Raw genomic sequence first — 23199 nt, 5'->3', positions numbered from 1 at the left:
CCTTATCAAAAGGCAGCCCGTTTTTTATACGCCTTGCATCTGGTGTGCCTCAAGCAGTGAACACAGCGCACGAGGCAATCTCAGCATCGACATCACAGCACGTAGCGCGACAAGTCCTCGTCTTCCGCCACTTCATTCAGCGCGCGATCGACATAAGCCGCGTCGATCTGCACCGTCCGGCCCGAGTGATTGCCGGCCGCGAACGAGACTTCTTCGAGCAGCTTTTCGATCACCGTGTACAGACGGCGTGCGCCGATGTTTTCGGTCTTTTCGTTCACCGAGTACGCGATCTCCGCGAGGCGGCGAATGCCGTCGTCGGCGAATTCGAGGTGCACGTCTTCGGTGGCGAGCAGTGCCTGGTATTGCTTGACGAGGCTCGCGTCCGTGGACACCAGGATCGATTCGAAGTCGTTCACCGAGAGCGAGTCCAGTTCGACGCGAATCGGAAAGCGGCCTTGCAGTTCCGGAATCAGGTCGCTCGGCCTGGCCAGATGGAATGCACCGCTCGCAATGAACAGAATGTGATCGGTCTTCACCATGCCGTACTTGGTGTTGATCGTGGTGCCTTCGACCAGCGGCAACAGATCGCGCTGCACGCCCTGCCGCGAAACTTCGCCGCCGCCGGCTTCGTTACGCGACGCGATCTTGTCGATCTCGTCGAGAAACACAATGCCGTTCTGTTCGACATTCTGCACCGCCTTGGCTTTCACCTCTTCGTCGTTCAGCATTTTGCCGGCTTCTTCGTCGGTGAGGACCTTCAGCGCTTCCTTCACTTTCAACTTGCGGCGCGTTTTCTTGCCGCCGCCGATGTTCGCGAACATCGAACGGATCTGCTCGGTCATGTCTTCCATGCCCGGCGGCCCCATGATGTCCATGCCGACTTGCGGCTGTTCGACGTCGAGCTCGATTTCCTTGTCGTCGAGCAGACCTTCGCGCAGACGCTTGCGGAATGTCTGTCGCGTGGTGCTGCCTTCGTCGACGGTATCGGCGGCGCTCGAACTCGCGCCGAAGCCGACCGGCCGCGCGCTCGGCAGCAGAATATCGAGGATGCGGTCTTCGGCCTGATCTTCGGCCTTGGTCCGCACTTTGCGCATTTCGGTTTCGCGCGTCTGCTTGACCGAAATTTCGATCAGGTCGCGCACGATGCTGTCCACGTCACGGCCCACATAGCCGACTTCGGTGAACTTGGTCGCTTCGATCTTGATGAACGGCGCGTCGGCCAGTTTCGCCAGACGCCGCGCGATTTCGGTCTTGCCGACGCCGGTCGGCCCGATCATCAGAATGTTCTTCGGCGTGATTTCCTGACGCAGCGGATCTTCAACCTGCTGGCGACGCCAGCGATTGCGTAGCGCCACGGCCACCGCTTTTTTCGCGCGGCCTTGGCCAATGATGTGTTTGTCGAGTTCCGAGACGATCTCGGCAGGGGTCATGGTGCTCATCGTGGGTCCTTACTCGATCGTCTCGATAACGCGGTTATGGTTCGTGTAGATGCACATGTCGCCGGCAATTTCCAGCGACTTCTCCACGATTTCACGGGGCGACAGTTCAGTGTTGTGAGCGAGCGCGGTCGCGGCGGCTTGCGCATAGGCGCCGCCCGAACCGATCGCGCAGATGCCGCCTTCCGGATCGAGCACGTCGCCATTGCCGGTGATGACCAGCGTGGTGGTGGCGTCCGCGGCGATCAGCATGGCCTCGAGACGGCGCAGCATGCGGTCGGTGCGCCAATCTTTGGCGAGTTCGACGGCGGCGCGCGTGAGGTTGCCCTGATGTTTTTCCAGCTTCGCTTCGAAGCGGTCGAGCAGCGAGAAGGCGTCGGCCGTGCCGCCGGCGAAGCCGACCAGCACTTTGCCGTTATAGATGCGCCGGACTTTCTTCGCACCGCCTTTCATGACGATGTTGCCTAGCGTCACCTGGCCGTCGCCGCCGAGCGCGACCTTGTCGCCGCGGCGCACGGAGACGATCGTCGTGCCGTGAAATTGCTCCATATGCGTTCCTCTTTGCAAAACGGGTAGGACGCGGCAGCGCACTGCGCTACCGCATGAATCCTGAAAGCGGACGACGCGCGACGCTAACAAACGAACCGGCCGGCGCGCGCTCGTGCAGCGCATGTCCGATTTATTTTAGGGCGTGCGCGGTCATATCAAGAGCCGGCAAATGGCATAAGACAAAAAACACGCGAATTGGTGCGGGGAGCGCGGCGCACGCGAGTGGGCGCCGCGCATACGGGAAGAGAGCCGTGGCGGATGTTCGCCGGCCGGCCGCGCGAAGCCATCTTCATGGCAACGCCCAAAAAAGCGTCACACAAAAGAAAAAGGCGCACGGCTCACCGTGCGCCTCTCGACGAAGCAGCGTTTCAGGGCGCGGAGCCGAAGCCGCGCCGCAAGCGTTCAGTCGCCGAACAGCTTCTGGCGCAGTTCGCGGCGCTCCTGCGCTTCGAGCGACAGGGTGGCCGTGGGCCGTGCGAGCAGACGCGGGATGCCGATCGGCTCACCGGTTTCTTCGCACCAGCCGTAGTCGCCCGAATCGATGCGCGCGATCGATTGCTGCACCTTCTTCAGCAGCTTGCGCTCGCGGTCGCGCGTGCGCAGTTCGAGCGCATGCTCTTCCTCGATCGTTGCACGGTCGGCCGGATCCGGCACGATCACCGTTTCGCGCAGGTTCTCGGTCGTCTGGCCAGCATTGCGGAGAATGTCCGCCTGCAGCTGTTCGAGCTTGTTCTTGAAGAAGGCGAGCTGATCCTCATTCATGTAATCCTTGTCGCTCATCTTCAGGATTTCGGCTTCGGTCAAGAGTCGTTTCGTCGTCATCTGGCTTGCTTCTTCAATGTGAGGCAAAACTCTTACATAGTGCCCGCACTTTCGTGTTGCCCGCAAAGGCGCCTTGAGGACGCAGAGCGCCAGGGCGGGCACGGACGGTGGACTGTCGTGACGCCGAAGCGCCTGGCGCCCACACGCCGGGCGTCGCAACGCCTATGCGGGGCCGAACTCCTCTGGAAACCGATTCTCAAATGCTCCTGAGGCATTGCTTGCCGGCAGCGCGCCGTTATCAGGCGGTGTCAGCCGGCATTGTCGGCGTATTGTCCGGATAAGATTTTCCGGCGCCGTTTCAGGCCCGGCGCGGGATACGCGCTGACCGGGCAATTCGTTGTCATTCTCCAGTGGGCACGTATTGTAACTGAATCACAATCTAGCACCGCAAGTGGTGAAAATCCCCGTGCGGCACCCGATATCCCGAAAATATAACGCGCGCACGACCAAAAAGCGATGGTCGTGCACGCTTTAATACAGCAGGGTTTTCACGTGCTTTTCACACGGGCGACTTTTCAGTCAGCTTTCGGCCGCCGTTAGGGCGGATTCAGCAGATGATTTGGCCTGTGTGCGCTCTACGCATATGTCCATTTCGGGCACGGCAGCACGCCAGCATGCGGCACGGCGCATGTCGCACCGTGCCGCTGTCGCTTCGACTGAATGACAGGCCACGGATACGCCGGGGCGCCACGCTTAGGCGAGGCAGGCGTCCAGGCCGTCGGTGATCAGGTCTTGCGGCAGTTCGATGCCGATAAACACCATCTTGTTGGTCTTTTTCTCGATCGGCTGCCATTTCGCGGCCAGATCGCTGCCCATCATCTGATGCACGCCCTGGAACACCACCTTGCGGTCGACGCCCTTCATATACAGCACGCCCTTATAGCGCAGCAGGCGCTCGCCGTAAATCTGCAGAATGCCGCCGAGGAAGTCTTCAAGCTTGTTCGGATCGAACGGCCGGTCGTTACGGTAGACGAACGACTTGATCTTGTCGTCGTGGTGCGCATGGTGGTGATGCGCGTGATCGTGGCCTTCGTGATCGCACTGGCCGTGGTCGTGATCGCAGTCGGCGTGATCGTCGTGGGTGTGGCCGTGCTCGTCATGGGCGTGAGCGTGGTTGTGCGCATGCTCGTCTTCGACGAGGAAGTCCGGATCGATCTCGAGCTTCGAATTGAGGTTAAAACCGCGCAGGTCGAAGATTTCCTTGATGTCCGCTTCGCCGAAATTGACGACCTTGATCGCCGCCCTCGGGTTCATGTGCAGCAGACGGTGGCGCAGATCGGCCATGTGCTTTTCATCGACGAGGTCGGACTTGGTGATGAACAGGCGATCGGCGAAACCGACCTGGCGCTGCACGACTTCGTGCTCGTCCAACTGGTGGTTTGCGTGCTTGGCGTCGACCAGCGTGATGATCGCGTCGAGCAGGAATTCGTTAGCGATCTGATCGTCCATGAAGAACGTCTGCGCAACCGGGCCCGGATTGGCCAAGCCAGTGGTTTCGATTACGACGCGGTCGAAATCCAGTTTGCCGGACTGCTTCTGCGCCGCCAGATCGCCCAGCACACGCGACAGGTCGCCGCGAATCGTGCAGCAGATGCAGCCGTTGCTCATCTGGATGATCTGCTCGCCCGTGTCCTGCACGAGGATTTCGTTGTCGATGTTCTCTTCGCCGAACTCGTTCTCGATCACGGCGATCTTCATACCGTGCTTTTCATTCAGGATGCGCTTGAGCAGGGTGGTTTTACCGCTGCCGAGAAAGCCGGTCAGGATGGTGACTGGAATCATGTTGGTCGCCTGTATTGTCGTGAAACGGTGCGTAATCGGGTGAATAAGCGGATGCGTAGGCCGGGCGCGCAGCCGGGCGGCGCGCAGCCCTGTCCAGGCGGTTATTGAAACATATCTGCCACAGCGACGCTGGCCGACTCCGGTTAGAGCCGACTCTGGCTCATGCCGGCGACGCCGGAAAATAACCCAGAAGCTATGGGCGATCAGGCGATTTGCAACAGCAGGCCCTTCAGGTATTCGCCCTCCGGGAACGCGGTGAGCAGCGGATGATCCACCCCGGCGCCAAGCCGCTTGAGAATGCGGGCGTCCACGCGCGCATCGGCGGCCGCGCCGGAGACGATCTTCTGGAACAGCTCGGAGTCGATCGCGCCGGAGCACGAATAGGTGAAAAGCAGGCCGCCCGGGCGTAACAACTTTAGCCCGGTCAGATTGATGTCCTTGTAAGCGCGCGACGCGCGGTCCACATGTTCACGCGATGGCGCGAATTTCGGCGGATCGAGAACGACCAGGTCGAAGCGCTCGCCGTCGTCATAAAGGCGGCGCAGCGTTTTGAAAGCGTCGGCGTCGAGCCAGGTGGCGCGTTCGGCGTCGAAACCGTTGGCCGCCACGTTCTGTTGGGCGATCGCCAGCGCGTCGCCCGACGAATCGATCGACACCACGCGTTTGGCGCCGCCTTTCAACGCCGCCAGCGAGAAGCCGCCGGTGTAGCAGAAGCAATTCAGCACCTCGCGATCCTGCGCGAGCTGTTGCACCAGCAGGCGGTTGTCGCGTTGGTCGACATAAAAGCCGGTCTTGTGGCCGTTGCGCACGTCGACGTGATATCGCACGCCGTTTTCACTCGCGATCAGCGCTTCCGACGGCGCTTCGCCCGCCAGCACGCCGGTGATCTGCTCGAGTCCTTCCTTCTGACGAATCGACACATCCGAGCGTTCATAGACGTTCGGGCAGCCGGTCGCGCCCGTCAGCGCGGCGACGATCGCTTCCTTCCACGCCTCCACGCCCGCCGCCATGAACTGGCAGACCAACTGGCTGCGCTGGCCTTCGTCCTCGGCAACATAGTGATCGACGATCAAGCCCGGCAGGCCGTCCGCCTCGCCGAAAATCAGCCGTACCGCGCCGGTGTCGTGGACCATTGTCTGACGGTGCGCGAGCGCGCGCTGCACACGGCGCTTGAAAAACGCGTGATCGATCGGCTCGGATTCGTCGAAGCTCCACACGCGGGCGCGGATCTGCGAATGCGGGCTGTAGGCCGCGCGCGCGAGGAAACGGCCGTCGTGCGCGCGCACCAGCACGGTGGCGCCGGGCGCAGGATTGCCGTCGATCCGGTCAATCGCGTTGGCATAGACCCACGGATGGCGGCGCAGCAGCGACTTTTCTTTCGACGGTTTGAGCGTAACGGTATTCATCAGGGTGTCAGAGAGAGCAATGGGCCGCGCGGCTTGGCGCACGCGGCAGGTAAAGCGAAGGCGAAGACTGCACGCCGCGCGTCGCGGAGTCAGTCGCGTTTTTTGGCGCGCGGATGCGCCTGATCGTAGACGTGCGCGAGATGCTGGAAATCGAGCGCTGTGTAGACCTGCGTCGCGGTAATGCTGGCGTGGCCGAGCAACTCCTGCACGGCGCGCAGATCGCCGCTCGACTGCAATACGTGCGTGGCGAACGAATGGCGGAGCACGTGCGGATGCACATTGGCGGGAATACCGGCGACCAGCGCCGCGCGCTTCACGCGCTCGCGCACGACGTTCGGCGACAGTCGGTTGCCTCGCGCCGACAGGAACAGCGGATGCGGATCGTGCTTCACCATCTGGTCACGGACGGCGAGCCAGGCGCTCAAGGCTTCCAGCGCCTTCCTGCCGACCGGCACGACGCGGCGCCGGTTGCCCTTGCCGAGCACTTCGACCTCGGCGGAATCGAGCTTGAGCCAGCCGGCCGAGCGGTAGCCGTCGGCATCGGCGAAACGGGCGTCCAGGCCGACCAGTTCCGCGAGTCGCAGGCCGGACGAGTAGAACAGTTCGAGCATGGCGTGGTCGCGCAAACCTTCGGGCGATGCGGCGGGCGGACTTTCCATCAGACGCGTGGCGTCGTCGACGGAAAGCGCTTTCGGCAGCGGCTTGGCCTGCTTCGGCGCGCGCACGGTCGCGACCGGATTGGCCGACAGATCGACGCGGCCGGCGAGCCAGCGATAAAACGCGCGCCACGCCGATAGCCGGTGACTAATCGAGCGCGCCGTCAGGCCACCCGCGTGCGCTCGCGAAACGGCGCCGCGAATGTCCACGGCGGTCAGGCTTTCGAGCGGCCGGCCTTTGGCCAACTGCTTGAGTTCTTCGAGTTCGTGGGTGTAGCCGCGCAGCGTATGTGCCGACAGCCGCCGCTCGTGTTCGAGATTCAACAGATAGGCGGCGATCGGGTCGGCGGCGGTCACGGTGGGCTTTTTGAGCGGCTGGCGCGGAGCTAAACGCGGCTCAGCGCGGCAGCAGACGGCTCAGCGCGGCGCTGGCCAGCGCGCCGATCTGCGTCAGGAAGTCGGTGGCCATGCCGTCGTGAAAGCGGCGCGCGTCGGCCGAGCCCATCACCAGCAGGCCGAAGGTCGGCGCTTCTTCCTTGCCTTCGGGATCGCGCAGCGCGAGCAGGGCGATCGATTCGGTGGCGTGCGCCGACTCGGACGCCGTATGGCCGGCCGCGCCTTCGTCGCTCACGGCGGCCACGGACGGCGCCAGCCACTGCGCCGCCTCGAAGCCGGTATTCGCGCCGCAATACGGCGTGGTCAGGCTGTTGGCGAAGATGCGCACTTCTTCGCCGACGTGGCGCGCGAAGTCGGCCTGAGCATACGACTCGGCCACATCCCACACGCGCAGCGCGGCTTGCGGCACGTCGAAAATATCGCGCAAGCCGGTGGCGATCGTGCGCGGGAGCGCATAGGGATCGCGCTCGGCCATCACGCGAATGGTCCAGCGGTTGAATTTCGACGCGATGCTGTCGTTCTCGTGACCGTAGCGCAGGAGTTCGGCGAGGCGGCGTTCGAGATGCTTGTTCTTGTCGCGCAGCATTTCCATCTGCCGTTCCTGCAGCGACACCGCGGCTTTGCCGTGTGGATTCGCGAGGCGGATCGTCGCGAGCATTTCCGCGTGTTCGGCGAAAAATTCAGGATTGGCGAGCAGATATTCGGCGACTTCGCGATCGTTCATGGTTTCGGCTAAAGGACTACGGGGCGACGCCTTGGGGCGGCGCATCGGTCAATGAGTTTATGCGGCCTGTGAATCGGCTAATGAGTCGGGCAGTTCGATTTCGCCTTCGAAGACGGTCGCGGCAGGTCCGGCCATCAGCAGCGGCTCATCTGCTTGCGTGCTGTCCCAAGTGATCGTCAGTTTGCCGCCATGCGTGTGCACGAGCACCGGTGCGTCCAGCAGCCCGCGCCGGATGCCGGCCGCGACGGCCGCGCAGGCGCCCGTACCGCATGCCAGCGTTTCGCCCGCGCCGCGTTCGTACACGCGGAGTTTGACTTCGCTGCGGCCGACGATCTGCATGAAGCCCGCGTTCACCCGTTGCGGAAAACGCGCATGACGTTCGATCACCGGACCTTCGACCAGCACCGGGAACGCTTCGACGTCGTCGACCACTTGCACGGCGTGCGGATTGCCCATCGACACCACCGAAATCCAGCGTGTTGTGCCGTTCACGTCGAGCGGCCAGAGCGTGTCCGCGCCCTCGCGGCGGCCTTCGAGGCCTTTGGTGGCGAACGGCACGCGTTCCGGATCGAACACGGGCGTGCCCATGTCGACCAGCACTTCGCCGTTTTCCTGCATGGTCAGCGTGATGGTGCCCTTTTGTACCTGCACGCGCACGCTGCGTTGATCGGTGAGGCCGCTATCGCGCACGAACTTGACGAAGCAGCGCGCGCCGTTGCCGCAATGCTCGACTTCGCCGCCGTCGCAATTGAAGATGCGATATCTGAAATCGACGCCGGCCACCGTGGGCTTTTCGACCAGCAGCAACTGGTCGGCGCCGACGCCGAAATGCCGGTCCGCGAGCGCGCGCACCTGCGCCGGCGTCAGCTTGACCGGTTGGGTGTAGCCGTCGAGCACGACGAAGTCGTTGCCCGCGCCGTGCATTTTGGTGAATTTCAGTTTCATCACGCTATTGTAAGTGACGCGCCCACAGGTGCACCCGAACGCCGCGTTATTTCCGTGTTCGGGCGTTTTCTTCGCGCACCGCGAAGGCGGCCGTTCAATACACGCTCGGTTGACCCGGCGGCCGGGTCTTGAAGCGCTTGTGGACCCAGTAGTACTGCTCGGGCATCAACGGAATCTGCTCTTCCAGGAAGGCATTCATGCGACGGGCGTCCGCGTCGTCGTCGCCGGTCGGGTAGTTTTCCCACGGCTTGAACACCTTGAGCCGGTAGCCTTTGTAGTTCGGCAGCACCTCCCCGATGAACGGCACCACTTGCGCGTGGCCGACCTTGGCGAGACGTCCGACCGCGGTCAGCGTGCAGGTTGGCACGCCGAAGAACGGCACGAAGGTGGAGTTGCGCGCGCCGTAGTCCATGTCGGCGCCGAGCATCACCGGCTTGCCATCGCGCAGCCAGCGCAGCACGATGCGCGCGCTGTCCGCGCGGCTCGCCATGTCCGCGCCGAAACGTCCGCGCGCCGCTTTGGCGACTTCTTCCAGTTCCGGGTTCGACATTGGCTGATACAGCGAGCCGCATTGGCGCTTGAGCGCGTAGTTGATGAAGATCGCACCGGCTTCGATGCCGACGAAATGAAGGCCGAGGAGCAGCGTGGGCGGCATATTCGGGTCGGTCAGATCGATTTCGCTGTCGACCTGGATCAGCTTTTCGAGCTTTTTCGCCGAGCCGAACCACTGCACGCTGCGTTCGAGGTAGCTGCGGATCGCATGGCGGAAATGCTTCTGCGCGACGTCTTCACGGCGCTCGTCGCTCCATTCGGGGAAGCACAGTTTGAGATTGATATGGACGATGCGTTTGCGCCGGCTCGGGATCTGATAAAGCAACCAGCCAAGGCCGTCGCCGAGACGGGCGACGAGACCATAAGGCAACAGTGCAAACAGTTTCAGCAGCCCGATCGCGAGCTTTGCGCCATAGCGGCTCAGCATGCCGCCTCCTGAAAAAAGGCGCCGTGCGTGACGGAATTCAGGAAAGCGGAAAAATTGACGTAATACCGCACTCTTGGACACTCTGTGACAATCATAAGAAGTCGCTATAATAAGGGCTTCGCCGAGTTAATAGACAACTTGCGGGGCGAAGCCGGTGGCTGCAAACCATGTGATTTGCGCCTCCCGGTAAGGTAATCCGCTAAAGCGTCGCCGCTTCAAGGCTCCCGAAGCTGGCTACGTGAAACTCAACCGTAACCACACAACAGGAGTCTGCAACGTGGCAAACGACTATCTCTTCACTTCCGAATCCGTCTCCGAAGGCCATCCCGACAAAGTCGCGGATCAGATTTCAGACGCCATTCTCGACGCCATTCTGGCTCAAGACAAATACTCGCGTGTCGCCGCGGAAACGCTGTGCAACACGGGTCTCGTCGTGCTGGCCGGTGAAATCACCACCACCGCGAACGTCGATTACATCCAGGTCGCGCGCAACACGATCAAGCGCATCGGCTACGACAACACCGACTACGGCATCGACTACCGCGGCTGCGCGGTGCTCGTCGCGTACGACAAGCAATCGCCGGACATCGCCCAGGGCGTGGACCGCGCGCACGACAACAACCTCGATCAAGGCGCCGGCGACCAGGGCCTGATGTTCGGTTACGCGTGCGAAGAAACGCCGGAACTGATGCCGCTGCCGATCCACCTGTCGCACCGTCTGGTGGAGCGTCAGGCGAATCTGCGCCGTGATGGGCGTCTGCCCTGGCTGCGTCCGGATGCGAAGTCGCAAGTCACCGTGCGTTATGTCGACGGCAAGCCGCATGCAATCGACACCGTGGTGCTGTCCACGCAGCATTCGCCGGACATCGATCTGGACACGCTGCGCGAAGCCGTGATCGAAGAAGTCATCAAGCCGACGCTGCCGGCCGAGCTCATCAAGGGCGACATCAAGTTCCTGGTGAACCCGACGGGTCGTTTCGTGATCGGCGGTCCGCAAGGCGATTGCGGTTTGACCGGCCGCAAGATCATCGTCGATACGTACGGCGGTGCCGCACCGCACGGCGGCGGCGCGTTCTCGGGTAAGGATCCGTCGAAGGTCGACCGTTCGGCTGCCTACGCCGGCCGTTACGTGGCGAAGAACATCGTGGCCGCGGGCCTCGCTTCGCGTTGCCTGATTCAGGTGTCGTACGCTATCGGCGTCGCCCAGCCGACATCGGTGATGGTGAATACGTTCGGCACGGGCCGCGTGTCGGATGCGACCATCACGCGTCTGGTGCAGGAGCATTTCGACCTGCGTCCGAAGGGCATCATCCAGATGCTCGACCTGCTGCGCCCGATCTACGAGAAGAGCGCGGCCTACGGTCACTTCGGCCGCGAAGAGCCGGAATTCACGTGGGAATCCACGGACAAGGCATTGGCGCTCGCCGAAGCCGCCGGTACGGAACCGGTTGCCGCGCTGGCCGAATAAGCGCGAGTTGTCCGTTTCAGCAAAAAACCCCGCCGGCGTGAGAGCCGGGCGGGGTTTTTCATTTGTGTCGGTCACTTTGCTGCGCAGCGGACTGGCGGCTTCAGCGGCCGCGATGTGCTTTTCGGGTTAGCGCGACGCAGCAGCCGATCTGACAGCGTGTTTCTGTAATCGCCTTAACGGCTCGCGAACGCAAACGCGAACCAGCCGGTGCTGCCATTCGTCGACATGCGACGCGGGCGGCGGCTCGTGTTCTGTGGCACGGCGACCGGCGCGCGTTGCACGGTGAGGCGCAGCGGCGTCGGTTTGCGCAGCAGCGTGCGCAGCGAAAAACGGCGCGAGCTGCCTTGCAGACGCAAGGCGGAGAAGAACGTGTTGAACCAGGTGCGAATGCCGTCGACGGCTTTGGCATCGCGCCATTGCTCGCCGAGCGCGCGGGTGCGGGTGGCGTGATGGCGCAGCGCGCGCACGACATGGCGGCGCGCAGGACGCGCCGCTTTCAGTGCGGCTCGGGTAAGACGGGTGCTCAGGAGAGTATGCATGGCTTCACAAGTAGGCAACGTGTCGCGCGACGGAATGTACGCCATGAAAAGCACCAAATGTGCCAATGGCGGTGTCGCGATGGACGGCGCGTAAGCCTGGAATTCGACTGGAAAATGCACGGAGTACAGCGGAGTCGGCCTGGGTGGCCTGTGCGCGGCGCGAAAGTGCGGGAGTGGCGATCAACATGCAGCGCAGGTTACACGCGATTCGTGACGTCATAAAGTCCGTTTTTACCCTGCAAATACGGGTTTTTACGGGGTAGATCGCGATTTGCGGCCGCGGGGTCGCGCCCTTTGCGGTCGATTTTCGTGCGTGCTTGCCCATCTGAAGTGCCATGAAATCGAGCACGGCGCATGAAGCAGTGCGTAAAGTCCGGTTTCCCGCCCGTGAAACAGCACACTGTGCGATCGCGCCCGTTTTACAATCGAGCATCAGCTTGTCGACAGTAACGGAACACCATGTCACTTCATTCCAAGAAAGAGCAGATCCAGACGTTGCGGGAGCAGGGTTTTGTCGTGGTGCCCGGATTGGTCTCGCCCGAGCGTTGCGATGAATTGAAGCAGGTTGCGCAGCGGCAGTTGCAGGAAGCGGCCGCGCCGATCGAGTTCGAAGCGGATCTGCAATATCCCGGCGCGCCGACTTCCAAACAGGCGCCGGGTGGTCACACGGTGCGGCGGTTGCTGGATGCGTACGCACGTCATCCGAGTTTCGCGCAATGGGCGACCGCGCCGGAAATTCGCGGCTGGATGGAGCTGTATTTCGGTGAGGAGCCGCGTCTGTCACGCGCGCATCATAACTGCATGATGACCAAGCATCCGGCGTACGGCAGCTTGACCGGCTGGCATCGCGACGTGCGGTATTGGTCGTTCGAGCGGGACGATCTGGTTTCGGTGTGGCTTGCGGTCGGCGCGGAGACGGTGGATAACGGCGCGCTGTGGCTCGTGCCGAAGTCGCACAGCGCCGTGTTCACGTCCGACCGGTTCGATCAGGCCAAATTCTTCCGCTCCGATCTGGAAGAGAATCAGGAATGGATTCGCACTGCGGTGTCACCTGAACTGAAGGCCGGCGACGTGGTGTTCTTTCACTGCAATACGCTGCATTCGGCCGGCAAGAACATCAGCGATCAGGTGAAGTTTTCGCTGGTGTACACCTATCACGGCGCGAGCAACGTGCCATTGCCGGGAACCCGTTCGGCTGCGAAGCCCGAGGTGGCGTTCTAGGTTTTTTCAATCTCTCGCGGCGGCGCTTCGGGTTCACACGCTGAGAATCCGAGCGCCGCGCGTCGCGCACGCCGTTACCGCTTGCGTCCCGACAAAGCCATTCCAGTCAGGCCTGCGATCGTGGCCACGACGCCGCCCACAATCAGCATGATCGCCTTGTTGGTCGGCGAACCGGTAAAGACGCGCGAGACGTCGCTGCTCACCGAATTGAACGCCTGCCCGCCGAAATACAGCAGCACAATACCGCCGACAATCAACGCGATGGAAATCGCCTTCGTCATTGACCTCTCCCATAATCTTGAGTCGGGCAAAGTGTAGGGGAGCCGCAAGCGATCGTCCATCCCGCATACTGGGTGTCTGCATGCATCACGTCGATTCGCTACCATAGCGGTCTGGCCGTCTTCCCTACCTACAAAAATAAAGCAGCACGCCTCCCGCAGCATGCAATTGCCCATGCCCGCACTGGTCGGGCGCCTTCACCATCAAGGACACTAGCAATGGCTTACGAAGCAGCTTCAGAACGCTATTCGGACATGCAGTACCGCGTCTGCGGCAAGTCGGGTCTCAAACTGCCGGCGCTGTCGCTCGGCCTGTGGCACAACTTCGGCGACACCACGCCGATCTCCACGCAGCGCGACATCCTGCGCACGGCCTTCGACCTGGGCATCACGCACTTCGACCTCGCCAACAACTACGGGCCGCCGTATGGCAGCGCCGAAACCAATTTCGGCCGACTCTTCAAGGACGACTTCAAGCCGTATCGCGATGAACTGCTGATTTCGTCGAAGGCCGGTTGGGACATGTGGCCGGGGCCGTACGGTCAAGGCGGCGGCTCGCGCAAATACGTGCTCGCGAGTCTCGATCAGAGCCTGCAACGCATGGGCCTCGACTACGTCGATATTTTCTATTCGCATCGTTTCGACGCCGATACGCCACTCGAAGAAACCGCGGGTGCGTTGGCGAGCGCCGTGCAGCAGGGCAAGGCGCTGTACATCGGGATTTCGTCGTACTCGGCAACCAAAACGCTCGAAATGGCGAAACTGCTCGCCGAGTACAAGGTGCCGCTGCTGATTCATCAGCCCGCGTACAACATGCTCAATCGCTGGATCGAGCAGGAGCTGCTGGATACGCTGGAGAAGGTCGGCGCGGGCGCGATCGCATTCACGCCGCTGGCTCAGGGTCTGCTCACCGGCAAATACCTGAACGGCGTGCCGGACGATGCACGCGTCAACAAGCCGGGCGGCGGTTCGTTGAAGCAGGAGCATTTGAGCGCGCAGAACATCGAGCATGTGCGCAAGCTGAATGACATCGCGCAACGTCGCGGCCAGAGCCTGGCGCAGATGGCGCTCGCCTGGGCGCTGCGCGATCCGCGCGTGACGTCCGTGCTCATCGGCGCAAGCCGTGCGGAGCAGGTGCGCGAGAACGTCGGCGCGCTGAAGAATCTCGCGTTCTCGAAGGACGAACTGGCCGAGATCGACCGCTACGCGACCGAAGGTGGCATCAACCTGTGGGAAAAGCCCTCGACGGATCAGGCGATCTGATCCCCGCGCCTTGGCCTTTCACGCCATAACAATAGAAAGCCGCCCACGGGGCGGCTTTTTTCTTCTAGACGAGCGCCGGCAAACCTTCGACCAGCACGACCGCGAACACTACGCCGATCAGCGCGCCAAGCACGCGCAACGCGTTGTGCCGGAATTCAGTCTTGCAGGGAAGCGCGCCGACAAACAAAGCCCCGGCCAACGCCATCGGAATGACCAGGATGAAATCGCCGATCGTGAAGTAGGTCGTCATTCTCGTCTCCTTATGTATTCGGGCGAAGGCGGCGGCTCGATTTATGGAGTCATGCACCACCCACGCTCGATTTGAGTATAGGAGACAAGTCAGGTCGATATAACGACGCTTTGCGGCGCTGCAGCGGCTATTCGCAAGCCGCTGAACCCGACGCGGCAAGGGCCGCCGCGATTGTCGCGACGCAGCAAATGCGAGGCGAAAAATGAAGCGTTCGCTTACGTCGGCCTTACGTTTTAGCGTCATTCAATGCGCGCTGGGTCTTCACGCGAGCATCAGATGCGAGGTTGCTCACATCCGCGCAAGCGCATCGTTGCAGCCAGGCCGATGACAAGCAGCACGCCAACCAGCCCCGCCACACCGTTCCATCCGAAACCGGCCCACACGTGACCGCCGTACGAGCCGACCACGCTCGAGCCGATGTAATACGCGAGCAGATATAGCGCGGCGGCCTGACCTTTGGCATCCTTGGCGAGGCGGCCGACCCAGCTGCTCGCCACCGAATGTCCGGCGAAGAAACCGAACGTCACGCACGCGATGCCGGCCGCGATCGCCGCCAGCGGCTGCAGCATGGTGAGCGCGAGACCGAACGCCATCAACAGCAAGCTGGCGGTGAGCACGCGAGCGCGGCCGAAGTTATCGGCCATGCGTCCCGACCACGGCGAGGCGACCACGCCCGTCAGATACACGACGAAGATCGCGCCGATCTCCGTCTGATTCAACTGATAAGGCGGCGCGAGCAACCGGTAGCCGATGTAGTTGTACAGCGTGACGAAGCTGCCCATTAGCACGAAGCCGAGCAGAAACAGCAGAGACAGTCCGGGTCGCGTGAATTGCCTGAGCAGGGCAGTGCGGTGATGCGTAAAGCCGAGTCCGCGCCGCGGCACGAAATGGCGAGACGGTGGCAGCAGCGCGCGAAACGCGAGCATCGACAGAATGCCGAGCACGCCGATCGTGCCGATCGCGATGCGCCACGAAAACAGATCCGCGACGACGCCGGTGATCACGCGTCCGGCCATGCCGCCGATCGCCGTGCCGCCGACATAGAGTCCCATCGCGAGGCCGAGGCCGTCGGGATGCACTTCTTCCGCAAGATAAGCCATCGCGACGGCGGGCACGCCGCCAAGTGCGAGACCTTCGAGGGTGCGCAGCACGAGCAGTTGATCCCACTGCGGTGCGATCGACACACCGATGGTCAGCAGCGCGGAAACGGTGAGCGACAGCGTCATCAGCTTGTGACGGCTCCAGCCTTCCGAGACGAAGCCTGCGACGAACACGGCAAGCGCGAGCGCGGCCGTGGTCAGCGAGAGCGACAGGCTGCTTTGTGCCGGCGTCACGTTGAACGCCGTTGAAAACGACGGCAGCAAGGGCTGCACGCAATAGAGAAGCGAGAACGTCGCGTAGCCGGCGAACAGCAGCGCGATGCTGGCGCGCCAGTACGCGCGTGTGCCGCGTTCGAGGTAAGGGATGTCGGGCACGGCGGAAGCGGTCGAAGAAGCGATTGAAGCAGGAGCAGCCAAAGTAGCAGTCCGGTGGGAGTCCGGCGGCGGGGTCACGAAAAAATCTCCTCAGGGATGCAAAGGACACAAAGGAGTTAAGGATACGCTGAAAAGAGCGTGCGAGCCGGTGCGGAGCGCAGTTAGCCGCCACTGCGACGCGACCTCCCGGCGCACCCTGCGCCCTCTGCGCAGCATCGAAAAACGATGACTACCCGTGCGCTGCGGCATCGCTAGCCGGTGCGGAAGGATGCACGATCTGCTCGTCCGTCGGCAGTGCGGACGCGTCCCAGCCACCGCCCAGTGCCTTGATCAACGCCACGCTCGCGGCCATCCGCCGACGCGCGATCGAGACGGCGTCACGCTCGTTGGTGAGCGCGGTGGTTTGCGCGACCACCACGTCGAGATACGTAATCGCGCCGTTCATGTAGCGATTCGATACGACTGCCAGCGCACGCTGCGCGGCCGCCACCGCATCGTCCTGCGCGGTCGCTTCCTGTTCGAGCACGCGCAAGGCGGCGAGATTGTCCTCGACCTGGCCGAAGGCGCTCAACACCGTCTGCCGGTATTGCGCGACGCTCTCGTCGTAATGCGCGCGGGCCTGTTCCTTCACGGAAGCGCGTCCGCCGAAGTCGAGCAGCGTGCCCGCCAACGTCGGCCCGAGCGACCACAGCCGGCTCGGCGCCAGCAACCATTGACTGTAGTTGGTGGCTTCGAGGCCACCCGTCACCGACAAGATGAGGTTCGGGAAAAACGCCGCCGTCGCCACACCGATCTGCGCATTCATATCGGCGACGTGCCGTTCCGCCGCCGCAATGTCCGGTCGGCGTTCGAGCAACGCGGACGGCACGCCCGCCGTCGCTACCACCGGCACCGCACTGAGTGGCGCAACCGGCAGCGAAAAAGTGGACGGCGGCTGGCCGATCAGAATCGCGATCGCGTGTTCGAGTTGCGCGCGCTGCACACCGAGGTCGAGTGCCTGCGCCTGGGTGGTTTTCAGTTGCGTCTGCGCCTGCGCGACATCGGCATCCGTGGCGATGCCGCCGGTGTAGCGGTGCTGCGTCAGATCCAGGGCTTGCTTGTAGGCCTCGATGGTATCGTCGAGCAGTTGGTGCTCCTGGTCGAGCCCGCGCAGCTCGAAGTAGTCGGTGGCGAGTTCGGCCTGCATCGACAGGAGTACGGCTTGTGCATCGGCGGCGCTGGCCTGCGCTTCGGCTTTCGCGCCTTCGACACTGCGCGACACGCGGCCCCACAGATCGGGCTCCCACGAAGCGTCGGCTTGCACGAGATAGTCGTTCAGCGTGAGGCCGGCGGTCGATTTGTGCAGCACGTTCTCCGACGAACGCGCGCGCGAATAGGCGCCGTTCGCGGTAACGACCGGGAAGAAGCTCGAACGATATTGCGCCACGGTTGCGCGAGCGGCGCGAAAGCGTGCTTCGGCGGCCTGCACGTTCTGGTTCGCGCTCGCGACCTGTTGTTCGAGTGCGTCGAGCGACGGGTCTGCGTAGACGCTCCACCACGCGCCGCGTGTGAGCGTGTCGGCGGGTTGCGCGGGCTTCCAGCCGGTTCCGTCGAGTTCCTTGTAGGTTGCGGCGGTGGAGGCGGATGGCTTCACATAGTCTGGGCCGACGGTGCACGCGCTGAGTGCGCATGCGCTTGCCAGTGCCAAAGTGGACGCGCGCAGCGAGACGTATCGCAGCGGTGGCGCGACGAACCGGCGACGGGATCCCGGCGCGTTCATGACGACGCCCTCGCGAACGGCAATGTGGTGACATGAGCTGTCGGCGAGTTTTCCGCTATTGCGCCGGATGCGCGCGTCGCCCGTTGACCGCGTGCCGCTGTCCCGGGCACGACGTCTAGGGCGGCGCTGCTCGCAACTGCGCCGGAGCCGACCGCCACTCCGTCGCCGCGTGCCGCTGCGCCGGATGCGCCCGCAGTTCCGCCGCTGCTCGCTGCCGCCGCCGACACGCCCGCAGCTCCGCCGCTGCTCGCTGCTGCCCCCGAAGCGCCTGCAGCTCCGCCGCTGCTCGCTGCTGCTCCCGACGCGCCCGCAGCTCCGCCGCTGCTCGCTGCCGCCCCTGACGCGCCCGCAGCTCCTTCACTACCCGCCGCCGCACCAGACGCGCCCGTCGCCGCACCCGCTTTCGCTGCCACGATCCGCACCGGTGCGCCATCGACGATCGAGTCCTGCGGATTCAGGATCACCTGCTCACCGCCTTGCAAGCCGGACACGACCGCCACACGCGTGCCGAAGTCCGTTCCCAACGACACGGGCACGAGCTTCACCTTGTGCTGCGCGTCGACGGTCGCCACTGTCACGCCGTCAGGGCGAAACAGCAGCGCGTTGCCAGGCAACGTGAACGGCGCGGCGCCCGTGCCCAACGCGAAGTGCACTTGCGCATACGCGCCCGGCAGCAAATCGCCATTGCGGTTATCGACATCGACTTCGACCAGCATCGTGCGCTGTTGCGGATCGACGGCGCCCGCAGTGCGCGCCACGGTGCCCGGATAATGTTTCGATGGCGTCTCGGTCAGCGTCAGAAACGCGTTCTGCTGCGCGCGAACCTGCTGCGCGTAAGCCTGCGGCACGTTCACATAAACGCGCAGCCGATCCGCCTGCGCGACATGAAACAGCTCCTTGGCTGGACCGCCCGAACTACCCGCGTCGATCAGCGCGCCGACATCGACATTGCGCGCCGTCACGATGCCGTCGAACGGCGCGTACACCTTCTGGAACGACTGCGTCTTCTCGAGCCGCGCCACGTTGAAACGCGCTGCGTCGAGCGAGGCTTTCTTCGCGAGCATGTCGCCGACCTTCTCGTCAGTTTCCTGCTTCGAGACCGATTTGCTTTTCAGCATGTCGGTCCAGCGGTCGGCGGTGCTTTTCGCGAGCGCATAGTTGGCGTTGGCGTTCGCGAGATCGGCGCGGGCGGCGCGCAGTTGATCGTCGACTTCCGGCGTATCGATCTCCGCCAGCAACTGGCCGTTTTTCACGTGGGCGCCGATGTCGGCATACCACTTCTTCAGATAGCCGTTAGTGCGCGCGTAGATCGGCGTGTCGAGAAAAGCCTGCACATTGCCGGGCAGCACGAGATCGAGTCCGGCCGTCGACTTCTGCGGCCGCACGACTTCGACGCTCGTCTGGCTCGTATGCTCGGCATCGCGTTCGAGCGCCGCGTGTGCATCGTGGCGCGACCAGATACCTTGCGCCGCCAATGCGATGACCGCCACGGCAACCGCGATCCCGATCCAGCGTGTGCGTTTCGCCTTTGCAGGATCGCGCGCGGCGCTGGAACCGTCTGGACGTTGTCCTTCCATCAAACTTCCCCTGTGAAGATGCATGGGCAGTCGAAGCTGCCTCTTGTGTTGCCTGCTATTGCTGACACGATCGCGACGGCGCTCCGCATCATGGCTTCCCCACCACGTGTTCAGCCGCGCGCAAGCGACGTGCCGCGAGTCGCCGGTAGATCATCGAAAACACCACCGGCACGAAAATCAACGTGGCCAGCGTGCCGATCGTCAGGCCGCCGATCACCGCGCGCCCGAGCGGCGCATTCTGCTCGCCGCCTTCGCCGAGACCGATCGCCATCGGCACCATGCCGATCACCATCGCGAGCGCCGTCATCAGCACCGGACGAAAGCGCGTGAAGCCCGCTTCGATCGCCGCGCGCGTCGCATCGCCGTGTTCGAGCAACTGCTCGCGCGCGAAGCTGATCACGAGAATCGAGTTGGCGGTGGCGATGCCGATACACATGATCGCGCCGGTGAGCGCGGGAATCGACAGCGTGGTGTGCGTGAGAAACAGCATCCACACGATGCCGGCGAGCGCGCCCGGCAGCGCGGTGATGATGATGAACGGATCGAGCCAAGACTGGAAATTCACCACGATCAGCAGATACACCAGCAGAATCGCGAACACGAGGCCCGCGAACAGCCCCGAGAACGAGTCGTTCATGGTCTGCACCTGGCCGCGTACTTCGATGGTCGAGGTTTTGGGCAGATCGGCCTTGGCGTCGTCGATGATCTTGCGGATATCGTCGGACACGCCGCCCAGATCGCGGCCGTCGGCGGTGCCGAAAATATCGATGGTGGTCTGCGCGTTGTAGTGCGTGAGCGTCGCGTTGCCCGCTTCACGCCTCATGCTGGCGAGCGAGCCGAGAATATTGCTGTGGCCGTTCGCGTTGAGCGGAATGTTGGCGAGCGATTGCAGCGAATCGATCGTGTATTGCGGCGCTTCCGTGATCACGTTGTAGCTCACGCCGTTGCGCGGATTGAGCCAGAACGTTGGCGTGGTTTGCTGGCTGCCGGACAGCGTGATCAGCAGATTGCTCGCGATGTCGCGTTGCGAGAAGCCGGCTTGCTGCGCGCGCGTGCGATCCACATCGATAAAGATGCGCGGCAAATCCGCGGGCTGCTGGATGCGTGCGTCGACGAGACCGGGCACCGTGCGCAGACGATTCAGCAACTTCGCGGCGAACACGCGATTGCCGGCCACGTCACGGCCGACAATCTGGATATCGATCGGCGACGGCATGCCGAAGTTGAGTGTTTGACTGACGATATCCGCGGGCAGGAAGGCGAACTGCACGCCGGGGAATTCGTCGGTGAGCGTGCGCCGCAGCGTGCGCACATAGTCGGCGCTCGGATGATGATCGGGATTGAGCGTGATCAGCACGTCTGCATCCGAGGTGCCGATCGTGCCGGTGTTGCTGTACGAGAGGTTGATGCCCGAGACAGGCAAGCCGATGTTGTCGATGATCGAATGCAACTCGCCAGGCGGTATCAATTGGCGGATGCGCGTATCCACACGATCCGTCACGACCGCCGTTTCCTCCACCCGCATGCCGGTTTTCGCGCGCAGATGCAGCGCGATCGTGCCGGCGTCGACGGCCGGAAAAAAGTCGCGGCCGAGAAACGGCATCAGCAACATCGACGCGCCACAGCAGACCAGAAACAGCGTCACGAACAGGCCCGGCCGCGCGACGCGCGCTTCGAGAAACACGCGATAGCGGTCGCGCAAACGCGCGAAGCCGCCTTCGAATGCGTAGTGCACACGCATGAACGGATTGCGCGTTTGCGCTGGCGCGTGATGCAGATCCGCCGGCTTATGGTGATAACGCAGCAGGTATTTCGCGAGCGTCGGCACGAGCGTCCGCGAGAAGAAGTAGGACGCCAGCATCGCGAACACCACCGCCTCGGCAAGCGGAATGAACAGATAGTGCGCGACGCCTGTGAGCAGAAACATCGGCACGAACACGATGCAGATGGACAAGGTCGACACCAGCGTCGGAATGGCAATCTGATGCGCGCCGTCGAGAATCGCCTGCTCGAGCGTCTTGCCCTGCTCGAGTTGATGGCTGATGTTTTCGATCGCCACGGTCGCGTCGTCCACCAGAATGCCGACAGCGAGCGCGAGGCCGCCGAGCGTCATGATGTTGATGGTTTCGCCGAGCAGCGAGAGCGCGATGATCGACGTGATCATCGACAGCGGAATCGACACGGCGATGATCAACGTGGCGCGCCAATTGCCGAGAAACAGCAGAATCATCAGACCGGTGAGGCATGCCGCGATCAGCGCCTCGCGTAGCACGCCTTGCACGGAAGCACGCACGAACAGCGACTGATCGGCGACGGGGTCGATATTCAGCGAGGCGGGCACGAGATTGCGCAGCGTCGGCATCATCTTCTTGATGCGGTCGACGATTTCGAGCGTGGACGTGTTGCCGCTCTTGTTGATGGTCAGCAGCGCCGCGCGTTGGCCGTTCACGCGCACGATATTGGTTTGCGGCTGGAAGCCGTCGCGGACGTGAGCGACATCGCGGATATAAACGGTGCCGTTGGCGGTGGATTTGATCGGAATATTATTCAGGCCTGCCAGCGAATCCGGGCTGCCGTTCATTTCCACCGAGTATTCGGTCGAGCCGATTTTTGCGGTGCCCGAGGGCAGGATCAGGTTCTGCGCGGTGACGGCGTTGACGACGTCCATCGGCGAAAGATTGCGCTCCTGCAGTTTGCGCGAATCGATATCGACCATGATCTGGCGCTGCTTGCCGCCGTACGGCAGCGGTGCGGAGGCGCCGGGCACGGTCGCGAGCTGCGTCTTCAGGAAGTTGTTGCCGAAGTCGAATAGCTCCTGCTCGGTGAGCGAGGCGGACGACAGCGCGAGCCGCAGGATCGGCACCGTCGAGGCGTTGTAGCGCAGGATATTCGGCGGCGTGATGCCCGGCGGCAGCGAGCGCAATTGCGTTTGTGAGAGTGCGGTGACCTCGGCGAGCGCTTCATCGATATTCGCGTGCGGCTGGAAAAAGATCTTGACCACCGCGATGCCGTTCAGCGAGGTCGACTCGGTGTGCTCGATATCGTTGACCGCCGTCGACAGCCCGCGCTCGTAGTTGAGCACGATGCGTTTTTCCATCTCGTCGGCGGGCAGGCCGTTATATGACCAGATGACCGAGAGCACCGGAATGTCGATATTGGGGAAGATGTCGGTGGGCGTGCGCAAGATCGTCAATGGTCCGACGATCATCAATAGCAGGGCCAGGACGACGAACGTATACGGGCGCCGCAGCGCGAGACGAACGATCCACATGACTAGTCGAGCCGCTCAAGGCCGCGCAAGGCGGCGCCACAGACGCGGCGAACGTGAGCGGCGGGACGCGCGCCGCAGCAGCGCGCAAAGGCCGGCGTGGCGGGCAGGTCGAGCAAATGGTCTAGTTGGTGCACGTTTTTGATATCTCACCCCAGCAGGGTTTATGATGGTCTCGTTGCGATGCGTTACGCTCCGAATCATCGGTCCACCGCGCCGTAATGGGAATAGGGCGAAACAAGGGGTAAAGAGCCTCGAGTTCGCGCTTTCCTCGGCCCCGCAAAACGGGAACAATGACTCGAACCTCTCACGCGTATCACGCGCAGCAGATTGGGTGCGTACGCAACGTTATCGGCGGAGCGACGCTTTTATCATCACCTTGACCGGCGTGGAAATCATAAAGCCG

General features: G+C 62.9%; 18 protein-coding genes and 1 pseudogene. 3 read left to right on the top strand and 16 right to left on the bottom strand.

Annotated elements, in window-relative coordinates:
- Window positions 1-92 precede the first annotated feature (92 nt).
- The 9 genes from hslU to PQR32_RS06170 all read right to left on the bottom strand — a co-directional run bounded on the left by hslU (window position 93) and on the right by PQR32_RS06170 (window position 9695).
- The gene (hslU, locus tag PQR32_RS06210) at window positions 93-1439 is read right to left on the bottom strand and encodes an ATP-dependent protease ATPase subunit HslU (protein WP_408223285.1); all 1347 of its coding nucleotides are present in this window, start codon (window positions 1437-1439) and stop codon (window positions 93-95) included.
- 9 nt (window positions 1440-1448) lie between these two features.
- The gene (gene hslV / locus PQR32_RS06205; protein ID WP_168792243.1) at window positions 1449-1985 is read right to left on the bottom strand and encodes an ATP-dependent protease subunit HslV; all 537 of its coding nucleotides are present in this window, start codon (window positions 1983-1985) and stop codon (window positions 1449-1451) included.
- Between the two features lie 402 nt (window positions 1986-2387).
- Window positions 2388-2807: an RNA polymerase-binding protein DksA gene (gene dksA, locus PQR32_RS06200; RefSeq protein ID WP_012431412.1), complete on the bottom strand. Its 420-nt coding sequence runs from the start codon at window positions 2805-2807 to the stop codon at window positions 2388-2390.
- Window positions 2808-3500: 693 nt separating this feature from the next.
- Window positions 3501-4589 carry a CobW family GTP-binding protein gene (locus PQR32_RS06195; RefSeq protein ID WP_408223283.1) on the bottom strand — a complete coding sequence of 363 codons (1089 nt, stop codon included), beginning with the start codon at window positions 4587-4589 and terminating at the stop codon, window positions 3501-3503.
- 203 nt (window positions 4590-4792) lie between these two features.
- Window positions 4793-5995: a class I SAM-dependent rRNA methyltransferase gene (locus PQR32_RS06190; protein ID WP_408223281.1), complete on the bottom strand. Its 1203-nt coding sequence runs from the start codon at window positions 5993-5995 to the stop codon at window positions 4793-4795.
- Window positions 5996-6084: 89 nt separating this feature from the next.
- Window positions 6085-7008: a tyrosine recombinase XerC gene (xerC, locus tag PQR32_RS06185; RefSeq protein WP_408223280.1), complete on the bottom strand. Its 924-nt coding sequence runs from the start codon at window positions 7006-7008 to the stop codon at window positions 6085-6087.
- A 40-nt stretch (window positions 7009-7048) separates the two neighbouring features.
- Window positions 7049-7771, bottom strand: a complete 723-nt coding sequence (locus PQR32_RS06180; RefSeq protein ID WP_408223278.1) for a DUF484 family protein — start codon at window positions 7769-7771, stop codon at window positions 7049-7051.
- Window positions 7772-7828: 57 nt separating this feature from the next.
- Window positions 7829-8716, bottom strand: coding sequence for a diaminopimelate epimerase (dapF, locus tag PQR32_RS06175; RefSeq protein WP_408223276.1), 888 nt, complete (start codon window positions 8714-8716; stop codon window positions 7829-7831).
- Window positions 8717-8810: 94 nt separating this feature from the next.
- Window positions 8811-9695, bottom strand: coding sequence for a lipid A biosynthesis lauroyl acyltransferase (locus PQR32_RS06170; protein ID WP_408223274.1), 885 nt, complete (start codon window positions 9693-9695; stop codon window positions 8811-8813).
- Window positions 9696-9972: 277 nt separating this feature from the next.
- Here PQR32_RS06170 and metK point away from each other — a divergent pair, with 277 nt between their 5' ends.
- Window positions 9973-11163: a methionine adenosyltransferase gene (gene metK, locus PQR32_RS06165; RefSeq protein WP_408223272.1), complete on the top strand. Its 1191-nt coding sequence runs from the start codon at window positions 9973-9975 to the stop codon at window positions 11161-11163.
- A 173-nt stretch (window positions 11164-11336) separates the two neighbouring features.
- On the opposite strand, the gene PQR32_RS06160 is transcribed toward metK, so the two are convergent.
- Window positions 11337-11702 carry a hypothetical protein gene (locus PQR32_RS06160; protein WP_408223270.1) on the bottom strand — a complete coding sequence of 122 codons (366 nt, stop codon included), beginning with the start codon at window positions 11700-11702 and terminating at the stop codon, window positions 11337-11339.
- A 459-nt stretch (window positions 11703-12161) separates the two neighbouring features.
- Here PQR32_RS06160 and PQR32_RS06155 point away from each other — a divergent pair, with 459 nt between their 5' ends.
- Window positions 12162-12923, top strand: a complete 762-nt coding sequence (locus tag PQR32_RS06155; protein ID WP_408223268.1) for a phytanoyl-CoA dioxygenase family protein — start codon at window positions 12162-12164, stop codon at window positions 12921-12923.
- Window positions 12924-12997: 74 nt separating this feature from the next.
- On the opposite strand, the gene PQR32_RS06150 is transcribed toward PQR32_RS06155, so the two are convergent.
- A complete protein-coding gene (locus PQR32_RS06150) occupies window positions 12998-13204 on the bottom strand; it encodes a DUF3185 family protein (RefSeq protein ID WP_408223266.1) in 207 nt (68 codons plus the stop codon).
- A 216-nt stretch (window positions 13205-13420) separates the two neighbouring features.
- On the opposite strand from PQR32_RS06150, the gene mgrA reads away from it, so the two are divergent.
- Window positions 13421-14464 (top strand): L-glyceraldehyde 3-phosphate reductase, encoded by a 1044-nt coding sequence (mgrA, locus tag PQR32_RS06145; RefSeq protein WP_408223264.1) that lies wholly within the window; start codon window positions 13421-13423, stop codon window positions 14462-14464.
- Between the two features lie 64 nt (window positions 14465-14528).
- Here mgrA and PQR32_RS06140 read toward each other — a convergent pair whose 3' ends face one another.
- The 5 genes and pseudogenes from PQR32_RS06140 to PQR32_RS06120 form a co-directional block, all read right to left on the bottom strand.
- Entirely contained in the window at window positions 14529-14714 is a 186-nt protein-coding gene (locus PQR32_RS06140) for a hypothetical protein (protein WP_007179669.1), read from the bottom strand.
- A 272-nt stretch (window positions 14715-14986) separates the two neighbouring features.
- Window positions 14987-16267 (bottom strand): MFS transporter, encoded by a 1281-nt coding sequence (locus PQR32_RS06135; protein WP_408223262.1) that lies wholly within the window; start codon window positions 16265-16267, stop codon window positions 14987-14989.
- Between the two features lie 151 nt (window positions 16268-16418).
- The gene (locus PQR32_RS06130) at window positions 16419-17948 is read right to left on the bottom strand and encodes an efflux transporter outer membrane subunit (RefSeq protein ID WP_408223260.1); all 1530 of its coding nucleotides are present in this window, start codon (window positions 17946-17948) and stop codon (window positions 16419-16421) included.
- 311 nt (window positions 17949-18259) lie between these two features.
- Window positions 18260-19525 (bottom strand): annotated as a pseudogene (locus tag PQR32_RS06125) (efflux RND transporter periplasmic adaptor subunit); the annotation flags it as partial.
- An 88-nt stretch (window positions 19526-19613) separates the two neighbouring features.
- On the bottom strand, window positions 19614-22796 hold the full coding sequence (locus tag PQR32_RS06120) for an efflux RND transporter permease subunit (protein ID WP_408223258.1): 3183 nt from the start codon (window positions 22794-22796) through the stop codon (window positions 19614-19616).
- Window positions 22797-23199 lie beyond the last annotated feature (403 nt).

It is taken from the genome of Paraburkholderia dipogonis, assembly GCF_046027395.1.
Classification (GTDB): Bacteria; Pseudomonadota; Gammaproteobacteria; order Burkholderiales; family Burkholderiaceae; genus Paraburkholderia; species Paraburkholderia dipogonis_A.
This window is presented reverse-complemented; position numbering and strand designations above follow the sequence as displayed.